Here is an 18,612-nt window from a genome sequence, read left to right on the forward strand (position 1 = left end):
CGCTCATCGCGCCGCCTCCAGTACCCGCGCCGCCGCCCGCACCGCACCCGCGACATCCCCGTCGGGCGGGTACAGCAGGCTACGCCCGATCACCAGGCCGCGCGCCACATCGTGACGCAATGCCGCGCCCCAGGACGCCAGGTCCGCTTCCAGCTCCCCGGATGGCGCGCCACCGAGCACCAGCACCGGCAGTGTGGTGGCGTCGAAGACCGACACATCGTCGGGCGCGGGGATTTTCAGCCAGGTGTACGCGGATGTCACGCCCAGCCCCGAGGCGACCGTGATCGCGCGTTGCAGGGAGGCCGAATCCTTGTGCATGGCCAGCGCCCCGCTGTGGTCCCGGGCGTACGGCAGCGGCTCCACCATGGCCATGAGCCCGTGCTCGGCCAGTTCGGACACCGCGCGGGCGCACGCTTCCAAGGTCGGGATGGTGCCGGGATCCGAATCCACCAGGCGCAGCAGCATTTTCCCGCCGTCGAGGCGATACTTCACCAAGGATTCGGCGTCGTACCCGGTGAATCGGTCGTCGATCTCCCAGTCCGCTCCGGCCAGCCCGCCCCGGTTCATGGACCCGATGACGATCTTGTCGTGGACGGCGTCGAGCAGCAGCAGCTCTTCCACGATGTCGGGCGACCCGAGCACCCCGTCCACGGCCGGATCGGCCAGCGCGATGAGCAGGCGTTCCAGCAACATGCGGCGGTCGGCCATGGCGGTGCGGTCCGCGCCGACGCCCAGCGCTCCCCGAGCCGGGTGGTCGGCGGCGACCAGGAACAGGGTCCCGGTGCCCGACAGCAGGTTCGGGCGGCGGCGCCGGTCGGCGTAGGCGCGGCGGATGGCCTCGGGGTCGGTGGCGCGGGTGCGCAGCAGGTCGTACCAGCGCGCGTCGTTCAGGTGCACAGCATCTCCTCGATCTCGGCGTCGGTCGGCATGGCGTCCGCGCAGGCCAGCCGGGACGCCACCAGCGCGCCGGCGGCATTGGCGTAGGCGGCGACGCGGTGCGGGTCCCAGCCCGCGAGCAGCCCGTGGATCAGCGCGCCCCCGAAGCCGTCGCCCGCGCCGAGTCCGCACAGCACCCGCACCGGGCACGGCGGCACCGTCCAGCGCTCGGATTCGGTGGCGATGAGCACGCCCTCCGCGCCGCGCTTCACCACGGCCAGCCGCACCCCGCGCGCCAGCAGCCGGTCGGCGGCCTCGTCGGGATCGGCGGTGCCGACCGCCACCTGCACCTCGGTTCGATTGCCCACCACCACGTTCACGTGATCGACCATCCAGCCGATCTCGGCGCGCGCGGTGTCCACGTCCGGCCAGAACATGGGCCGATAGTCGAGATCCAGCACGGTGTGCCCGCGCCGGGCCCGGCGTTCGAGGATCGCGCGCTGGGTGGTGCGACCGGGTTCGGCGCTGACGCCGGTGCCGGTCACCCACAGCAGCGGCACGGAATCCACCACATCCCAGGGGATCTCGTCCTCGGTGAGGGTGAGGTCGGGCGCGATGGGCGACCGATAGAACATGAGCGGCGGGTCGGCGGGCGGGTTCAGTTCGCAGAACGCCACCGGCGTCTGGAGCCCGTCCGCCGTCCCGACATACCGGGACATGACGCCGAACCCCTCCAGCGCGTCGCGGACGAAGTCGCCGAACCCGTCCGGCCCGACCTTGGTCAGCACCGCGGTCCGCCGCCCCAGCCGGGCCGCGGCCACCGCCACATTGGTGGCGGTGCCGCCGAGGAACTTGGCGAAGGTCCGCACCTGCGCGAGCGGCACCCCGCTCTGCTCGGGATACAGGTCGACGCCGACCCGGCCGATCGTCAGGGCCTCGAGCTCGGTCACGGCACCACCCGCTCCAATTCGTGTTGCAGCGCCTCGAGTTCCGCGCCGCCCGCCATCAACCGGGTCAGCTCGGTGAGGTCGATCTGCGACTTCTCGTAGCTGCCCAGCGCGGACCCGCGTTTGAGCAGCAGGAACCGATCCCCGACCGGGTAGGCGTGATGCGGATTGTGGGTGATCAGCACGACCCCCAGCCCACGGTCGCGGGCCTGCACCACGTACCGCAGCACCACCCCGGCCTGCTTCACGCCCAGCGCCGCGGTCGGCTCGTCGAGGATCAGCACCTTGGCCCCGTAGTGCACCGCGCGGGCGATGGCCACGCACTGCCGCTGCCCTCCGGAAAGCGTACCCACCGGCTGTTGCAGATCGGGAATGTCGATCCCCATGTCCGCCAGCCCTTTTCGGGCGATGTCCTGGGCGCGTTTGCGATCCAGCAGCTCGAACGGCCCGTAACGTGTGACCGGTTCGGAGCCGAGCACGAAATTGCGCCACACGCTCATCAGCGGCACGACCGCCAGATCCTGGTACACGGTGGCGATGCCGAGGTCCAAAGCCTCACGGGGCGAGGACAATCGCAGCTCGCGGCCCTCGATCCGCAGTTCCCCGCTGTCGTGCTGGTGCACGCCCGCCAGAATCTTGATCAGCGTCGACTTGCCCGCGCCGTTGTCGCCCAGCACGCAGGTGACCTCGCCCGCGTTCACCACCGTCGACACCTCGCGCAGCGCGACCACGCCGCCGTAACTCTTTCCGATGCCGACGGTTTCGATCAATGGCACGGTCATCGGCGTACCCTTTCGGCTCGCTTCTTGAATGCGTTGTTGACCAGCACCGCCGAGAACAGCAGCACGCCGAGGAACAACATGAACCAGTCGCTGTTCCAGCCCGCCAGCACGATGCCCTGCCGCGCCATGCCGAAGATGAGCGCGCCCACGGCCGCACCCACCACCGACCCGAAGCCACCGGTGAGCAGGCAGCCCCCGATCACGGCGGCGATGATGTACTGGAACTCCAGGCCCACACCCTGATTGGCCTGCACGCTGGCGAACCGCATCAGGTTGCACGCGCCCACGATCCAGCCCGCGAACGCGGTGGTCATGAACAGCAGGATCTTGGTGCGGGTGGCGGGCACGCCGACCGCGCGGGCGGTGGGCAGCGAGCCGCCGACCGCGAAGATCCAGTTCCCGAACCGGGTGCGGGTCAGCACGATCGCCGCGACCGCGGTCACCACGATCCACCACACCACCGATGCCTGGACACTGGCGCTGCCGATCTTGGTGGTGGAGGCGAAAACCCAACCGGCGGACTGATATCCGTCCGCCGACCGCACCCCCGACACCTGCACGGTACCGGTGGCCCAGCGGGTCACGCCGAGGTTCAGGCCCTGCAAGGCCAGGAAGGTGCCCAGCGTGACGATGAAGCTCGGCAGCCCGGTGCGCATCACCACCCAGCCGTTGAGCGCCCCCACCGCGAGCGCGAACACCAGCGACACCGCCAGCGCGAGCCACACGTTCCAGCCCGCGTGCACCGCGAGCAGTCCGGTGATCAGCGCGGTGGAGGCGGTCATCACGCCGGTGGACAGGTCGAACTCCCCGCCGATCATGAGCAGCGCGACGGCCACCGCCATGATGCCGAGCGTGGAGGCGTCGTCCAGCCACGTCGAAATGCCCAGGGGCTTCAGGAATTTGGTGGTGACGATGGTGAAGAACACGAACACCACCACCGCGCCCAGCAACGCGCCCACCTCGGGGCGGGCCACCAGCCGGTTGAGGATGGCGAGCCGGTCGGGCGGGGCCACCGCGGTCCCCGAGGTCTCGGATGTCGTTGTCGTCGTAGTCATGTCGGCGTCTCCCGGCCCGTTCACCGCGTACCCCGGCCGACCAGCGCGGCGACGGCATCGACGGTGGTCTTGTCCACGAACGCCGGCCCGGTCTGCACCGGATGCCCGCCGCCCACGGTATTGAGGTTCGACTTGTACAGCTTCAGCATGACCACGGGCAGATAGCCCTGCTCGTACTGCTGCTGGTCCACCGCGAACACGAGGTTTCCGGCCCGGATCGCGCTCACCACATCGGAATTCAGGTCGAAGGTGGCCACGGTAGTGCTCGCCTTCGACTCCTTCACCGCGTCCACCGCGCGGGCGGCGATCTGCGAGTTCAGCGTCAGCACCGCGTCGATGGAACGATCGGCTTCGAGCGCGCCCTTGATGCGGGACTGCACATCGGTGGGATTGTTGATGTCGACCTGCAGCGTGGTGGCCGACCCGAAGCCCTGGATCGCGCCCGCGCACCGCTCATTGGCCCCGACATTGCCCGCCTCGTGAATCACGCACAGCATCTTGTGTTTTCCGGCGTCGGCGAGGCGTTTGCCCGCGGCCTCACCGGCCTGGCGTTCGCTCTGGCCGACATGCCCGATGGCCCCGAACTTCGCACTCTCGGCCTCACCGGAGTTGATGGTCACCACCGGAATGCCCGCCGCCACCGCCTTCTCCACCGAGGGCCGCAGCGCGTCCGGATTGGCCATGGACACCACCAGCCCGTCGACGCCCTGCGCGACGGCATTGTCGATGAGCTTGGCCTGCTGGGTCGGATCGCCCGCCGAGTTGTACTCGACCCGGATGCCGAGATCCTTCCCGGCGGCCTCCGCGCCGTTCTTCACCACGTTCCAGAAAGCGTCGCCGGGCGAGCCGTGCGTCACCACCGCCACCGATCGCACGGTGCCGACCGTGACGGGCGCCGCGCCGGGACCGGTGGCGTCGGAACCCGGGCCGCTGCAGGCGGCTAGCACGGCCGCGGCGGCCAGCCACGGCGTCAGACGCAGCCGGCGGAGGCGGCGGAGGCGGGAGAATGCGGACATCATCGTCGTCACCTCCCACTAGATCCGAGCCGAGGCGAGACCGGCGGCGATCTCGGCCAGGTGTCGCAGACTTTGCCGAGCGGCCGCCGTCGGGCCCTCGGCGGTCTCGCCGGGGTCCAGCGCGGTGTCCTGCTCGATCACGTACCAGCCGCGGTAGCCACCGGCGTGCGCCTCGCGGATCAGGGCGGTGATATCGACATCGCCCGCGCCGAGCGGAACGTAGAGACCTCGCTTGACCGCCTCGCTGTATTCCACTGTGCCGCCGCGTACTTCGGCGGCCATCGTCGCGCGGACGTCCTTGAGGTGAATGTGCCCGATGCGATCGGGGTGGCGGCGGACCAGTCCGACCGGGTCGGTGCCGCCGATGAGCAGGTGCCCGGTGTCGAGGCAGAGGTCCAGATCGGAGTCGGCGAGAAAGCGCTCCACCTCGGCCGACGTCTCGACGTGGGTGCCCACGTGCGGGTGCAGCACCGGGCGCAGGCCGTGTTCGACGACGATGTCGCCGACGGCGGCCGCGGTCTCGAGGAGTGTGCGCCACTCGCGATCGTCGAGGGGTGTGCGGGCGTCGTAGCCGTGCTCCCCGGTCGCGGCGGCCAGCACCAGCACGGCGGCCCCGGCGGCCTCGAACCGTGCGGCGGCCGAGCGCGCGATCTCCAGAGCATGGCTCGGTTCGCGATGCAGGGTGAGGGCGAGGAAGCCGCCGACCGGCGCAATACCGTAGTCGCGCAGGGTCTTCCGTAGTTCGAGCGGATCGTCCGGTAGGTATCCGGGCGGCCCGAATTCGGTGGCGGACAGGCCGAGGCCCGACATCTGCGCCAGGACGGTGGCCGGGTCGAGGACATGCCCCCAGCCGGGGACCTCGCAGACTCCCCAGGAGATCGGCGCGGCGGCGATTCGTAATGGACGCAAGGGATGGAGCGGTTCGGTCATCGGCACTTCCCAGACCCGTCGTTGGCCATCGTGAGGCTCGCGATTGGAGCGCTCCAACAATGTAACCCGGCTCACTCGGGTGTCAAGATCCCGACATGCGCCGAAAAGTAGCGAGCACGCTCGGAAAACACTGCCTTGCAGGGAGAATCACGAGAACCGGCGGTGGCTGAAAAGTCCGATTAGAGCGCTCTATTGCCCCGGCCCGCGACCACGCGGTAGCGTGCGTCGCATGACCCGACCCACCATGGAGGATGTCGCCGCCCGCGCCGGCGTCTCCCGGGCCCTGGTGTCGCTGGTCATGCGCAACTCCCCCAAGGTCAGCGCCCACCGCCGCGACGCGGTGCTGGCGGCCGCGGCCGAACTCGGCTACCAGCCGCACGCCATGGCCCGCTCGCTGGCCAGCCGCACCTCCAATATCGTCGGCGTCATGGTGTCGGACCTGCGCAATCCCTTCTTCGCCGACGTGGTCGAGGGCATGGACCAGGCCGCCCAGGAGGACGGGCTCGAACTCATCCTCAATACCGGCCGCCGCAGCGCGGGCCGCGAACGCGCCGCTCTGGAGAGCCTGCTCGCCTTCCGCCCGGGCGGGGTGATCCTGCTGTCACCGGTGCTGCCCGCCGCCGCCATCCGCGACGCGGCCGCGCGCTGCCCGGTGGTGCTGGTCTCGCGCACCTCCACCAGCACCGCGGTCGACACCGTCAACGACGACGGCGAACTCGGCGCGGCGCTGGCCGTGGATCACCTTGTCACACTGGGCCATCGGCGCATCGTGCATTTGGACGGTGGGGCGGCCTTCGCGGCCCCGCCGCGCCGCAAGGGCTATACCGCCGCCATGGCCCGCTACGGCCTCGAACCCATGGTGATCCCGAGCGAGCACACCGACACCGCGGGCGCGGCCGCCGTCCGCAAACTGCTGAACATCTTCTCCCCCAGCACCTTTCCCACCGCACTGGTGTGCGGCAACGACTTCAACGCCGTGGGCGCGGCCGCCGCGCTCGAAGAGGCGGGTCTGCGTGTGCCCGAGGACGTTTCGATCGTCGGCTACGACAACACCTCGCTCGCGGCGCTGCGGCACGTCGCGCTCACCACCATCGACCAGCCGCGCAATCGCATCGGGCGGCTGGCCCTCACGGCACTGACCGAACGCCTGCGCGAAGGCCGGACCGAGCCGGTGCGCCAGCGCCTCGAGCCGTCCCTGGTCGTCCGCTCCACCACCGCACCACCCCGAGTCTGACCCCGCACCGCGACTGACAGGAGCTTCGCCATGTCCCCGATCACTGTGGGCCTCGCCGGCACCGGCCGCATCGGAACCTCCCACGCCGAGACCCTCGCGACCCTGCCGGGCGTGGCCCGGGTCATCGTCACCGACGCCGACGCCGAGCGCGCCCGCGCCACCGCCGACAAGCTCGGGCTGGAATACGCGCCCGACATCGACGCGCTGTTCGACGCCGGGATCGACGGCCTGGTCGTCGCCACCGCCACCGACTCGCATCCGGCCCTGATCACCGCCGCCGTCGACCGCGGCATCCCGGTCTTCTGCGAAAAGCCCATCGCCGCCGACATTCTGGGCACGCTGCGCGTGGTCGAGCACCTCGAGCGCTCCGAGGTCCCGGTCCAGATCGGCTTCCAACGGCGCTTCGACGCCGGATACCGGGCCGCCCGCGCCGCCATCGCCGCCGGGAACCTGGGCTGGATCCACACGCTGCGGGCCACCACCCTGGACCCCGCGCCCCCGCCCGCGGACTATATTCCGCGCTCGGGCGGGCTGTTCCGTGATTGCGGCGTCCACGATTTCGACATCATCCGCTGGGTCACCGGGCGCGAGGTGGTGGAGGTCTTCGCCACCGGCGCCAATCGCGGGGAGGCGTTCTTCGCCGAGTCCGGCGACGTCGACACCGCCGCGGTGGTGCTGCGCCTCGACGACGGCTGCCTGGCGAATGTCTCGCTCAGCCGCTACAACGGCGCGGGCTACGACGTGCGGCTGGAGGTGCTCGGCTCGACCGGCAACGCCATCGTCGGCCTCGACGAGCGCGCCCCGCTGCATTCGGTGGAACCCGGCTACCCGCCCTCGGCGCTGCCGGTCTATCCGGGCTTCATGGACCGCTTCCACGGCGCCTACGTCGAAGAGCTCGCGACCTTCGTGGATGTGGTCACCGGGAAGGTGCCCAATCCGTGCCCGCCCGCGGACGCCCTGGAGGCCTTCTATATCGCCGAGGCCTGCGAACTGTCCCGGCATCGAGGCACCCCGGTGCGGCTGGCCGACATCCGTCGCTGATCGGGCGCCGCCGCCAAAACTTCGGCTATCGCGCGGGCCCACTCGCCGTTTACCCTCTGTGTGCCCGGTGATCACAGCGGGACCACCGAACGAGAGTTATTGGCATGAGCGGCAATTCGATACCACCGGGCTATCACCCACAGGACGAGCTGTGGACGCAGGACACGGTGGTCTTCGACGCGGTGCAGGACGACCAGGTAGAACTGCCCGCGAACCGCCCCGGCGGACTGGCCGGATTGCTGGGCGGAACCCAGACCACGCGGTACGTGATCATCGGTCTGACCGCGACAATTGCGGTGTCGTTGCTCGCCATCGTGGGCCTGCTCGTCTCCGGCCACAGCAGCTGGGAGGCCGCCCCGAACGCCGCCAAGACCACCGCCCCGGCCCGGGTCCTGGTCACCACCTCCGTGCGGCCGACCCCGACCACCGCCGCCCAGGAAGCCGACGTCACGACCGCGCCCGAGCGGACCACCACCACGACGACGACGAGCTCGACCACGACCACCACGACCTCGACGACAACCACCACGGTCAGTCCGGTCGTCGGCATCCAGATGCCCTGCGAGCAGGTCGGCATGACCGCCACGACCTCCGACGGCACCGTCCTGACCTGCGACGCCACCGGCGGGGCGAGCCCGCACTGGCTGCCCATCACCCGGCCCGCGATCGGATCCCCGTGCAACGCGGGCGAAGCCGGCAGCTTCGGCTACACCAGCGGCGGCAGCCAGCTGGTCTGCACCCGCCGCCCCGGCGGCAGCTCGACCCCGTCGTACGTGTGGGACAGCCCCGGCACCCTGACCTCGGGCAAGCACGAGCCCGGCCAGGTCTGCAATCTCAAGAAGGACGGCATCGCCCAGTCCTCGAGCGGCCGGGCCGTCTACTGCCTGCCCGCCGACAACAGCAACAGCCCGATCGGGGTGTGGAAGCAGGTGTACTGACCGCGGCGGTCAGCTCACCAGCAAACCGACGGCGAGCCCGGTCATCACGAGCGCGATCAGCGAGTCCAGCACCCGCCACGCCTTCGGCTTCGCGAAGACCGGGGCCAGCAGGCGCGCACCGAAACCCAGCGACAGGAACCAGATCAGGCTGCCCGCGATGGCGCCCGCGGTCAGGAACCAGCGGTCCGGGGTGGCGTAGGTATTGGCGAAAGAGCCCAGCAGCACCACCGTGTCCAGGTAGGCGTGCGGGTTGAGCCAGGTGACGGCCAGGCAGGTCGCGATGGCCGCGCCCAGCGCGATCGGGGCGCCGCCGCCCGCCGACAGCGCCGACGCGGACAGCGCGCGCTTGGCGGCGAGCGCCGCGTAGCCGAGCAGGAAGGCCGCGCCCGCGTACTTCGCGACGGTCATGACCATCGGCGCGGAGTTCACGATCGCGCCGAAGCCCGCGACGCCGAGCGTCATGAGCACCACATCGGAGCCGATGCACACCGCGACCACCGGCAGGACGTGTTCGCCGCGGATCCCCTGTCGTAGGACGAAGGCGTTCTGCGCGCCGATCGCCATGATGAGGGAGAGTCCGAAGCCGAGTCCCGAGATGGCCGCCAGGGCCGCCGATGATGCGTTCACCCTTCGAAAGTAGGCAACCGTCCAGCACCAGGCCAGCTAAAGATTCTGAGGTGCCATTAGAATCTCTTACCGTGGATCTGCAGCTCGACCAACTGCGCGCCCTCGACGCGGTCATCGGTGAAGGCACCTTCGACGCGGCCGCCCGCAAACTCAGTGTCACACCCTCGGCAATCAGCCAGCGCATCAAGGCGCTGGAGGACGCGGCGGGCCGCATCCTGGTGCAACGCACCAAACCGGTGCAGCCCACCGAATCCGGGCTGGCCGTACTGCGCCTGGCCCGGCAGATCCAGTTGCTCACCGGCGACACCGCCCGCGAACTCGGCGAGGCGCATCAGCCCGCCGATCGGCCGGTGGTCATTCCCATCGCCGTGAACGCCGACTCACTGCACACCTGGGTGGTGGCCGCGCTCGGCCGGGCCAACGCGCTCCAGCCCGGCGCGACCGGACTCTCGTTCGAGATCCATCGCGAGGACGAGGAGCACACCACCCGCCTGCTGCGCGACGGCACCGTGATGGCGGCCATCACCTCCACCGCCGCACCCGTACAGGGCTGTACCGTGCGGCGTCTGGGAGCCATGCGCTATCGCCCGATGGCCCATCCCGAGTACGCCCGCACCTGGTTTCCCGACGGCGCGAACGCGAAGGCGTTCGCACACGCGCCCGTAGTGCTCTTCGATCGCAAGGACGATCTGCAGTTCCGCCTGGTCCGCCACTACACTCGCAAGCCGGTGGATCCGCCGCGTCATTACATCCCGTCCTCGGCCGCGTTCAACGACGCCGTGCGCGTGGGACTGGGCTGGGGCATGATCCCCGACCTGATGATCCGTCCCGAGGACGGCCTGGTTCCGCTGGACGACAAGGTCTTCGTGGACGTGCCGCTGTACTGGCAGCAATGGCGACTGGATTCACCCGCCCTGACAGTCGTCGCCGCGACCATAGCCGAGGCCGCGGAGCAATCGCTGCTGTGATAGGACACTGTTCTTGTGATCGGACACAAGGGGATTCATTGTGCGTGACCCGGGGTAATAGATGACGTGGGCGGAACCGGATGCAATAGTCGGAGGCATTGCGTTTAGCCAGGAAGGAATTTCGTTGTCCCAAATTGTGCGCGGCGTTGTCGCTCGCTCGAAGAACGCGCCCGTCGAAGTCACCGAGATCGTGATCCCGGACCCGGGTCCCGGCGAAGCCGTGGTCCGGGTGCAGGCCTGCGGTGTCTGCCACACCGACCTGCATTACCGCGAGGGCGGCATCAACGACGAATTCCCGTTCCTGCTGGGGCACGAGGCCGCCGGCATCGTGGAATCGGTGGGCGAGGGCGTCACCGATGTGGAGCCCGGCGATTTCGTCATCCTGAACTGGCGCGCGGTCTGCGGTTCGTGCCGCGCCTGCCGGAAGGGCAAGCCCCAGTATTGTTTCGACACCTTCAATGCCGCTCAGCCGATGACGCTGACCGACGGCACCCCGCTCACCCCGGCCCTGGGCATCGGCGCGTTCGCCGAGAAGACCCTGGTCCACGCCGGGCAGTGCACGAAGGTGGACCCGAGCGTGTCCCCCGCCGCCGCGGGCCTGCTGGGCTGCGGCGTGATGGCCGGCCTGGGCGCGGCCATCAACACCGGCGGCGTGAGCCGCGGTGACTCGGTCGCGGTCATCGGCTGCGGCGGTGTCGGCAATGCCGCGATCGCGGGCGCCAAGCTGGCGGGCGCGACCACCATCATCGCGGTCGACATCGACGAGCGGAAGCTGGAGTGGGCCACCGGTTTCGGTGCCACCCACACCGTCAATGCCGCCAAAGAGGATGCGGTCGAACGGGTTCAGGAACTCACCGACAGCTTCGGCGCGGACGTGGTGATCGACGCCGTGGGCCGCCCGGAGACCTGGAAGCAGGCGTTCTACGCGCGCGATCTGGCCGGCACCGTGGTGCTGGTCGGCGTGCCGACCCCGGACATGACGCTCGAGATGCCGCTCATCGACTTCTTCTCGCGCGGTGGGTCGTTGAAGTCCTCGTGGTACGGCGACTGCCTGCCCTCGCGCGACTTCCCGTACCTGATCGAGCTCTACAAGCAGGGCCGCCTGGACCTGGACGGTTTCGTCTCGGAGACCATCGCGCTCGACGAGGTGGAGGCCGCCTTCACCAAGATGCATCACGGTGACGTGCTGCGCTCGGTGGTGGTGTTCTGATGGCGCACATCGACCACGCGGTGACCGTCGGCACCTTCTCCCTCGACGGCGAGACCTTCGACGTCGACAACAATGTGTGGGTGGTGGGCGACGATCTGGAGTGCGTCGTCATCGACGCCCCGCACAATGTCGAGGCCATTCTCGACGTGATCGGCACCCGCGAGGTGAAGGCCATCCTGGTCACCCACGCGCACGACGACCACGTCCGGGTCGCGCCCGAATTGGCCAGGGCCACCGGCGCTCCGATCCTCATGCACCCCGAGGACATGGTGCTGTGGCAGCAGACCCACCCGCAGGTCAGCCCCGACGGCGAGCTGGCGGACAAGCAGATCATCGCGGTCGGCGGCACCGAGCTGCACGTGCTGCACACGCCGGGCCACGCGCCCGGTTCGGTCTGCTTCTACTCCCCCGACCTGGGTGCGGTGTTCACCGGTGACACGCTGTTCCACGGCGGTCCGGGTGCGACGGGCCGGTCGTACTCCGATTTCGGCACCATCGTGGAGTCGATCGCGGACCGGCTGCTGACCCTGCCGCCGGAGACCCTGGTGCACACCGGCCACGGCGAATCCACCACCATCGGCGCGGAGCTCCCGCAGCTGGAGGAGTGGCGCTCCCGGGTCGGCTGATCCTTCGGCAGTGGTCCGAGCCGGTCACCCGCGCAGACCGGACCGGATCACTGCCGGAGCCCCTAATCCGTCCCCCAAAGCGGCGGAGCGCTTCTCGTTTCCAGGATTTTCCGGACGATTCCGCGCCTAGAGTTGTCCATGAGAAAACTGACAGCCGTTCTGGCGCTGGCCTCCCTTCCCCTGCTCGCGGTGGGCTGTTCCGTGTCCGCCGGTTCCTCGTCCGTGAACAAGAGCGATGTCCAGACCAAGGCCTCGAGCTTCTACAAGGACAAGGCGCACGAGGACGCGAAATCGGTGTCCTGCGACGGAAGTCTGGCCGCGAAGGTCGACGCCACCCAGACCTGCACCGTCACCGCGGCCGACGGCCAGAACTGGGTGATCGACACCAAGGTCACCAAGGTCGACGGCAACGACGTCTACTACGACCTGACCTTCGCCGACGCCTATGTCGCCCCCGACGACGTGGCGTCCACCATCGCCGACACCTACCGCCAGAAGTTCGGCATGTCGCCCCAGTCCTCCACCTGCAACGGCCTGCTACGCGGCGCCACCGGCGCCTCCATCCGCTGCGTCGTCACCGAGAACGACGGCACCCGCTGGGGTTTCACCGCCAAGACCACCAATGTGGAGGGCACCAAGGTCAACTACGACATGATCGTCGACGACCAGCCCCTCCCGTAATCCCCGACATCCGAATCGATCCCAGCACTCGTACCCGAACGCCGGTCGTCCGTCGGGTCTACCGGCACGTGTACAGGGTCGCGTCGGCGAGTTCGGCCACGACGTCCGAGACGTCGCCGCGGGCGCGAAAGGCGTTGAGCTGCCGTCGCGCTCCATTGCCGCGGGACAGGAGGGCGGTGATCGTGTCGGTGACGAAGGGGAGGTCGCCCAGGTGTTCGAGGGCGGGCCGGATGAGGGTGACGAAGTGGTCCAGCAGTTCGGGGACCTGGATCGGGCGGCCGGTCACGGGGTCGATCACGGTGCCGTCCAGGCCCTCGTGCGCGGCGCGCCAATAGGCCGCGCGGAGTGCGGGTTCCGGGACCGGGGGCCGGGGTTCGGCGGTATCGGCGGTCATGGCGGCGGCTCGGACCAGGGTCGCCAGCAGGGCTGATTCCTCGACGGTGGCGGGGACGTCGCTGACCCGCACCTCGACCGTCGGGAACGTGGAGGAGGGGCGGACGTCCCAGTAGATCATCTTGCGGTCGAGGATCACGCCGAGCGCCAGCATGGATTCCACCGCCGCCTCGTACTCCGCGACCGACGCGAAGTAGGGCGGCGGACCGGCGCTGGGCCAGCGCCGCCACATGATGTTGCGCCAGCTGGCGTAACCGGTCTCGCAGCCGCGGTAGATGGCGGAGTTGGCGGTCAGGGCCAGCAGGACCGGCAGCCAGGGGCGCAGGAAGTTGCTGACCCGCAGGGCTTCGGCGCGGCCGGGGACCGCGACGTGCACGTGGCAGCCGCACAGGCCCTGTTCGCGGGCGAGCCTGCCGAATCGTTCGGCGATGCGGCTGTAGCGCGGGGTGCTGGTGATGGCCAGCTCCTCGGGGACCGAGGGCGGTACCGCGGCGGCCAGCAGCAACGCGTCGTTCTTCTCGGCACAGACGGCCGCGGCGCGGCGGAGCTCCCGCAGCTCCCGGAGCAGGTCGTCGGTGGTGGTGTGCACGCGGGTGGTGGTCTCGACCTGGCAGCGCATGATCTCCAGTTGCAGGTCCATGCCCAGATCCGCCGCGGTCCGGGCGACGTCGGCATTCTTGCCGACCGGCGCGCCGGTGCGCGGATCCACGAGGAGGAACTCCTCTTCGACACCGACTGTAGGAGGGGCTTCCACATCGGCGGTATACCTCCCCGGCGCGACTCCACACCTACCGGAGCGGTCTCTCCGGGTCCACCCGGACTTCGCCCCGGTCATCGGCGGGTCGGGTCCCCAGAATTGTCGGTGGGTGGGGTCACACTGTCGTCATGGCATACGACGAGGAGCTGGCCGACCGGATCCGCGACGCCCTCGGGCCCGAGGTGGCCCATGTGATCGAGAAGAAGATGTTCGGCGGCCTGGCGTTTCTGGTGGGCGGCAATATGGCCGTCGCGGCCAGCGGCAAGGGCGGGCTGCTGGTGCGCGCCGACCCGGACACCGCCGGGGACCTCCTGCGGGCCGGTGCGGTCGAGCCCATGGAGATGGGCGGCAAGAAGATGACCGGGTGGCTACGCGTCACCGCCGAGACGGTCACCGACGACGACGCGCTCGACGAGTGGGTGCGCCTCGGGGTCGGCTACGCCAAGACGCTGCCGCCGAAATAGCCGCGAGGCAAATCTGTGCCGCGCGGCACAGCGCGAATGCCGCTGTGTCCGGCTTCACCCAATTGTGAGCTGCCACAACAGCTTCGCCGCGACTTGTCATGCCGTCTTTACACCGCACCACAGTGCGGAAACCTGCGTCGCGCACTGTGGTGAACATGAGGCAAACCGAGATACATGCACTGGCATGCGAGGTCTGTGGTCGTCTGCCCCATCCCACGCGCACCCGGCTGGCCCTGGCCAAGCTCGCCGCGGTCTTTCCCGTCGAACTGGCCCTGCACGCCCTGGTCATCCATCTCGAGCTGCCGTACCTGGCGACGGTGGCGATTCTGGCGGTGACCGCGACCATCCTGGTCATCTGGGTGGTCGAGCCGGGGGCGATGCGGTACCTGAGCCGCTGGCTGCACGCCCCGGAACTGCGGCACCGGCACCGCCTCGACAGCGCCGAGCGACTCTGGCGCATCCGCGTGCGCCTGGACAACAAGCCCGGGCGATTGGAACTGCTGGCCAAGCAGCTGGCCGATCGGCGGGCCAATATCCTCGCGATGCACGTGCACCATCTCGAGAACGGCGTGCTCGACGAACTGGTGGTCTCCACCCCCGCGGAGGTGCTGCCGCAGCGCCTGACCCACGCGGTCGCCAAGGCGGGTGGCGTGGCGATCGGCATCTGGCCCGCGTCGGCGCTGACCCTGGTCGACGGCCAGACCCGGGCGCTGGGCCTGGCCGGGCGGGTGGCCGCCGATCCGGGTGAGCTGCCGCTGGCCATCGCGGAACTGCTGGGCGCGCAATACCTTCCGGATCCCGATCCGGCCCGCGTGCCCGGTGGCACGCTGCTCGAAGTCGAGGCCGAATCCGACCGTGCGGCCATGACCTTTCTGCGTACCGGGGAGCCGTTCACGCCCGCCGAGGTGGCCCGCGCGCATCGGCTCATCGACCTCGCGGTGGTCGCTTCCCGTCAGCCGTAACCGTCTCGACCTGCGGATTTCCGTCGCGCGATCCAGCTTTCGACCACTCGAACCGAGCCGTTCCGATTTTCACACCACACGGTTTCACTTCGTGGCAGACTCGCTCGTGCGCGTTCGCTCGAAACGCGCTCGAGGGGTTGGTTGATCGATGAGCGTTCGACGGGCAGGGATCGATATCGGCGGGAATCCGCCCGCCCGCAAGGCGGTTCGCACCGCCAAACTGGCGGCGGTCCCGCTGTCGTTCGCCGGACGGCAGGTGGCCGGAGCCGGCCGGCGCGTACTGGGCCGGCCCGCTGGCGAGATCGATCGCGAGATCCAGCTCCGCACCGCCGAGCACATGGCCGACGTACTCGGCGAATTGAAGGGCTGCGCCGCCAAATTGGGGCAGATCCTGGGCGTCTACGAGCTGGCGCTGCCCGCCGAGCTGGCCGAGCCGTACCGGATCGCGCTCGGCCGTCTGCAGGATGCCGCGCCCGCCATGCTGCCGCGCACGGTGCACCTGGTGCTGGCGGAGTCGTTCGGCCCGGACTGGCGCGACAATTTCCGCGAGTTCGACGATCGCCGGTCGGCCTCGGCCAGTATCGGGCAGGTGCATCGCGCGGTCTGGCACGACGGCCGCCCGGTGGCGGTGAAGGTGATGTATCCGGGCGCGCGGGCCGCGATCGACAGCGATCTGCGGCAGTTGCGCGGATTGGCATGGCTGACATCGGTGTTCGCGCCGCACGTCGACGGCCACGCGGTGGTCGACGAGCTCGCCGAATCGCTGCGCGCGGAAATGGATTTCGAGGCCGAGGCCCGGAACCAGCGGCGTTTCGCGGACGCGTACGCCGGTGATCCCGATTTCGTGGTGCCGCGGGTCGTGGCCCAGCGCGGGGACGTGATCGTCTCGGAGTGGCTGGACGGGATTCCGCTGTCGCGCTTGATCACCACCGGTTCGCGGGCCGAGCGGGATCGGGTGGGCATGCTGGCCGTCCGGTTCTTCTGGTCGTCCGCGCCGAAGTCGGGCCTGCTCTACGGCGACCCGCATCCGGGCAATTTCCGGGCCCTGCCCGACGGCCGTCTGGGTGTGGTGGATTTCGGGGCGTGCCCGGTCTGGCCGCCCGCGCAGTTCCCGGCGCTGGTGCACGATCTGGCCGACGCGCTCATCCACGGCGGCCCGGCCGACCTGGACGCCGTGACCCAGCGGCACGGTTTCACCGACGCGGAGCGCGGCCTGGACAGCGCGGCGCTGGCAGCGAAGCTGCTGCCGTTCACCGAACTGCTGCGCCACGAGACGTTCCGGGTGGATACCGACTGGTTGCGTGGCCGCACCCGGGATGCCCTCAGCCCCAAGCTCGACAATGCCTACCGGCAGCTCGGCGTCCCCGCGTATCTGATGCCGTTCCAGCGCGCGCTGATCACGCTGCTCGGGCTGGTCGCGCAACTGGGCACCACGGGTCCGATGCGCGCGGAGATCCTGCGCTGGTCACCGGAATTGAGCGCGGTGATGGATCGCTGCGCACCCACCCCTTGATCACTGTCCCAGACAGATCTACGCTGGAGTGATGGGCGCAGAGCGGCTTTCGGCTCCGGACCACGAGGTCGTGGTGATCGGTGCGGGCCCGGGCGGGATCGCCGCCGGGGTCGAGCTGAAGCGGGCGGGGGTGCGCGACTTCGTGATCCTGGAGCGCGCCGACGAGGTCGGCGGCAGCTGGCACGAAAACCATTACCCCGGACTGGAAGTCGATATCCCGTCGCTGGCCTACCAGTACTCGTTCGCGCGAAATCCGGACTGGAGCAGGCTGTTCGCCTCGGGCGCGGAGGTGAAGCGGTATCACCTCGCGGTGGCCCGCCGCTTCGGGCTGTACCCGCATGTGCGGTTCGGGACCGAGGTGGCCGCCGAGGAGTGGGACGAGGACCGGCACTGCTGGTCGCTGCGGCTCGCCGACGGCAGCGTGCTGTCCGCGCGGTTCGTGGTCAGCGCGGTGGGCGCGTTCATCAGCCCCAAGGTGGATCCCGGGATTCCCGGACTCGCCGACTACCGCGGCCGCATCCAGCGCCCCTCGGACTGGGACGACGGCTACGACCCGGCCGGGCAGCGGGTCGCCATCATCGGCACCGGGGCGAGTTCAGTCCAGATCACCCCCGCCATCGCGGGTGAGGTCGGCAGCCTCGCGGTCTTCCAGCGCACCCCGGTCTGGTGCCTGCCCAAACCGAACCCGCGGATCCCGCGCGCGGTGCGGCTCGCGCTGCGCGTCCCGGGCGTGCAGGCGGGCGTGCACGGTGCGGCGCTGGTGGCGGTCGACGCCGCCCTCCGGACCATGTCCAGCGCGCCGCTGCCCGTGGTCCGCCCCGCGCTCCGCGCCATCGACGCCACCGCCATCCGCGGTTATCGCGGCCTGCTGCGACTCATGGTGCGGGATCCGGAGATTCGCGAACGCCTGGCCCCGGACTACGGCCCGATCGCCAAGCGCCCGACCCTCAACACCGGCTACCTGCTCGCCTTCAATCGCGACAATGTCGACCTGGTGACCACGCCGATCGAGCGGTTCACCGCGCGCGGCCTGCGCACCACCGACGGCGTCGAGCGCGAGTTCGACATGATCGTGCTGGCCACCGGCTATCACGTCTTCTCCGATCCGGAGACCTACACGCCCGGTCTGGTGGTGGGCCGCGACGGCCTGGATCTGGGCAAGTACTTCACCGAGAACGGCCTGCAGGCCTACGAGAGCGTGGCGCTGCCCGGCCTGCCCAATCGGTGGACCCTGGTCGGCCCGTATTCGTGGACCGGCAGCGGCTGGCACGCCTTCGTGGAGATGACCGCGGCCCACGCGGTGCGCGCCATCTCCGAGGCAAGGCGGCGCGGCGCGACCTGTGTGACGGTGCGCCAGGACGCGCACGACGCCTATCACCGCCGCGTCTACCGGCACGGCGCCGCCATGCGCTACTACCTGGCCGAACTGAACGCGCACGTGCCGACCTACTACCGCAATTCGCAGGGCGACTCGACGTACATCCGGCCCACCGGGTTCTTCTCAGCGCGCCGGGCGCATCACCGATTCCCGTTCTCGGACTACGACTTCGGCCGTCTGCCCGCCTGACCGTTCCCGCTCTCGAGGATCCGTG

General features: G+C 69.7%; 19 protein-coding genes. 11 read left to right on the plus strand and 8 right to left on the minus strand.

The window, feature by feature from the left end; genetic code table 11:
* Window positions 1-3 precede the first annotated feature (3 nt).
* From ACQP06_RS22020 to ACQP06_RS22045, 6 genes are read right to left on the minus strand one after another with little or no spacing between them, the layout of a single operon-like run.
* On the minus strand, window positions 4-897 hold the full coding sequence (locus tag ACQP06_RS22020) for a Cgl0159 family (beta/alpha)8-fold protein (RefSeq protein WP_433666379.1): 894 nt from the start codon (window positions 895-897) through the stop codon (window positions 4-6).
* On the minus strand, window positions 888-1,826 hold the full coding sequence (gene iolC, locus ACQP06_RS22025; RefSeq protein WP_433666380.1) for a 5-dehydro-2-deoxygluconokinase: 939 nt from the start codon (window positions 1,824-1,826) through the stop codon (window positions 888-890). The genes ACQP06_RS22020 and iolC overlap by 10 nt, the downstream gene beginning before the upstream one ends.
* Entirely contained in the window at window positions 1,823-2,605 is a 783-nt protein-coding gene (locus tag ACQP06_RS22030) for an ATP-binding cassette domain-containing protein (protein WP_433666381.1), read from the minus strand. The genes iolC and ACQP06_RS22030 overlap by 4 nt, the downstream gene beginning before the upstream one ends.
* Entirely contained in the window at window positions 2,602-3,660 is a 1,059-nt protein-coding gene (locus tag ACQP06_RS22035) for an ABC transporter permease (protein ID WP_433666382.1), read from the minus strand. Before ACQP06_RS22035 ends, ACQP06_RS22030 begins: the two co-directional genes overlap by 4 nt.
* A 20-nt stretch (window positions 3,661-3,680) precedes the next feature.
* The gene (locus ACQP06_RS22040; RefSeq protein ID WP_433666383.1) at window positions 3,681-4,679 is read right to left on the minus strand and encodes a sugar ABC transporter substrate-binding protein; all 999 of its coding nucleotides are present in this window, start codon (window positions 4,677-4,679) and stop codon (window positions 3,681-3,683) included.
* Window positions 4,680-4,694: 15 nt separating this feature from the next.
* On the minus strand, window positions 4,695-5,606 hold the full coding sequence (locus ACQP06_RS22045) for a TIM barrel protein (protein WP_433666384.1): 912 nt from the start codon (window positions 5,604-5,606) through the stop codon (window positions 4,695-4,697).
* 229 nt (window positions 5,607-5,835) lie between these two features.
* Here ACQP06_RS22045 and ACQP06_RS22050 point away from each other — a divergent pair, with 229 nt between their 5' ends.
* The 3 genes from ACQP06_RS22050 to ACQP06_RS22060 all read left to right on the plus strand — a co-directional run bounded on the left by ACQP06_RS22050 (window position 5,836) and on the right by ACQP06_RS22060 (window position 8,819).
* On the plus strand, window positions 5,836-6,840 hold the full coding sequence (locus tag ACQP06_RS22050) for a LacI family DNA-binding transcriptional regulator (protein ID WP_379275271.1): 1,005 nt from the start codon (window positions 5,836-5,838) through the stop codon (window positions 6,838-6,840).
* Window positions 6,841-6,870: 30 nt separating this feature from the next.
* Window positions 6,871-7,881, plus strand: coding sequence for a Gfo/Idh/MocA family protein (locus ACQP06_RS22055; protein ID WP_433666385.1), 1,011 nt, complete (start codon window positions 6,871-6,873; stop codon window positions 7,879-7,881).
* Window positions 7,882-7,985: 104 nt separating this feature from the next.
* A complete protein-coding gene (locus ACQP06_RS22060; RefSeq protein WP_433666386.1) occupies window positions 7,986-8,819 on the plus strand; it encodes a hypothetical protein in 834 nt (277 codons plus the stop codon).
* Between the two features lie 9 nt (window positions 8,820-8,828).
* Here ACQP06_RS22060 and ACQP06_RS22065 read toward each other — a convergent pair whose 3' ends face one another.
* Window positions 8,829-9,383 carry a LysE/ArgO family amino acid transporter gene (locus ACQP06_RS22065; RefSeq protein WP_357085875.1) on the minus strand — a complete coding sequence of 185 codons (555 nt, stop codon included), beginning with the start codon at window positions 9,381-9,383 and terminating at the stop codon, window positions 8,829-8,831.
* 134 nt (window positions 9,384-9,517) lie between these two features.
* On the opposite strand from ACQP06_RS22065, the gene ACQP06_RS22070 reads away from it, so the two are divergent.
* From ACQP06_RS22070 to ACQP06_RS22085, 4 genes are all read left to right on the plus strand, one after another.
* Window positions 9,518-10,414: a LysR family transcriptional regulator ArgP gene (locus ACQP06_RS22070; protein ID WP_433666387.1), complete on the plus strand. Its 897-nt coding sequence runs from the start codon at window positions 9,518-9,520 to the stop codon at window positions 10,412-10,414.
* Between the two features lie 124 nt (window positions 10,415-10,538).
* Window positions 10,539-11,624, plus strand: a complete 1,086-nt coding sequence (locus tag ACQP06_RS22075) for an S-(hydroxymethyl)mycothiol dehydrogenase (protein ID WP_357277906.1) — start codon at window positions 10,539-10,541, stop codon at window positions 11,622-11,624.
* A complete protein-coding gene (locus ACQP06_RS22080) occupies window positions 11,624-12,250 on the plus strand; it encodes an MBL fold metallo-hydrolase (protein ID WP_433666388.1) in 627 nt (208 codons plus the stop codon). Before ACQP06_RS22075 ends, ACQP06_RS22080 begins: the two co-directional genes overlap by 1 nt.
* Before the next feature lie 138 nt (window positions 12,251-12,388).
* Window positions 12,389-12,931 carry a DUF4333 domain-containing protein gene (locus tag ACQP06_RS22085; RefSeq protein WP_433666389.1) on the plus strand — a complete coding sequence of 181 codons (543 nt, stop codon included), beginning with the start codon at window positions 12,389-12,391 and terminating at the stop codon, window positions 12,929-12,931.
* 58 nt (window positions 12,932-12,989) lie between these two features.
* Here ACQP06_RS22085 and ACQP06_RS22090 read toward each other — a convergent pair whose 3' ends face one another.
* Window positions 12,990-14,078, minus strand: coding sequence for a carboxylate-amine ligase (locus ACQP06_RS22090; RefSeq protein WP_433666390.1), 1,089 nt, complete (start codon window positions 14,076-14,078; stop codon window positions 12,990-12,992).
* Between the two features lie 131 nt (window positions 14,079-14,209).
* Here ACQP06_RS22090 and ACQP06_RS22095 point away from each other — a divergent pair, with 131 nt between their 5' ends.
* The 4 genes from ACQP06_RS22095 (at window position 14,210) to ACQP06_RS22110 (ending at window position 18,587) form a co-directional block, all read left to right on the plus strand.
* Window positions 14,210-14,545: a TfoX/Sxy family protein gene (locus tag ACQP06_RS22095; RefSeq protein ID WP_433666391.1), complete on the plus strand. Its 336-nt coding sequence runs from the start codon at window positions 14,210-14,212 to the stop codon at window positions 14,543-14,545.
* 155 nt (window positions 14,546-14,700) lie between these two features.
* Entirely contained in the window at window positions 14,701-15,507 is an 807-nt protein-coding gene (locus ACQP06_RS22100; protein ID WP_433666392.1) for an amino acid-binding protein, read from the plus strand.
* 148 nt (window positions 15,508-15,655) lie between these two features.
* A complete protein-coding gene (locus ACQP06_RS22105) occupies window positions 15,656-17,020 on the plus strand; it encodes an ABC1 kinase family protein (RefSeq protein ID WP_433666393.1) in 1,365 nt (454 codons plus the stop codon).
* A 31-nt stretch (window positions 17,021-17,051) separates the two neighbouring features.
* On the plus strand, window positions 17,052-18,587 hold the full coding sequence (locus ACQP06_RS22110; RefSeq protein WP_433666394.1) for a flavin-containing monooxygenase: 1,536 nt from the start codon (window positions 17,052-17,054) through the stop codon (window positions 18,585-18,587).
* Window positions 18,588-18,612 lie beyond the last annotated feature (25 nt).

Source organism: Nocardia sp. CA-136227, assembly GCF_050955695.1.
Lineage (GTDB): Bacteria > Actinomycetota > Actinomycetes > Mycobacteriales > Mycobacteriaceae > Nocardia.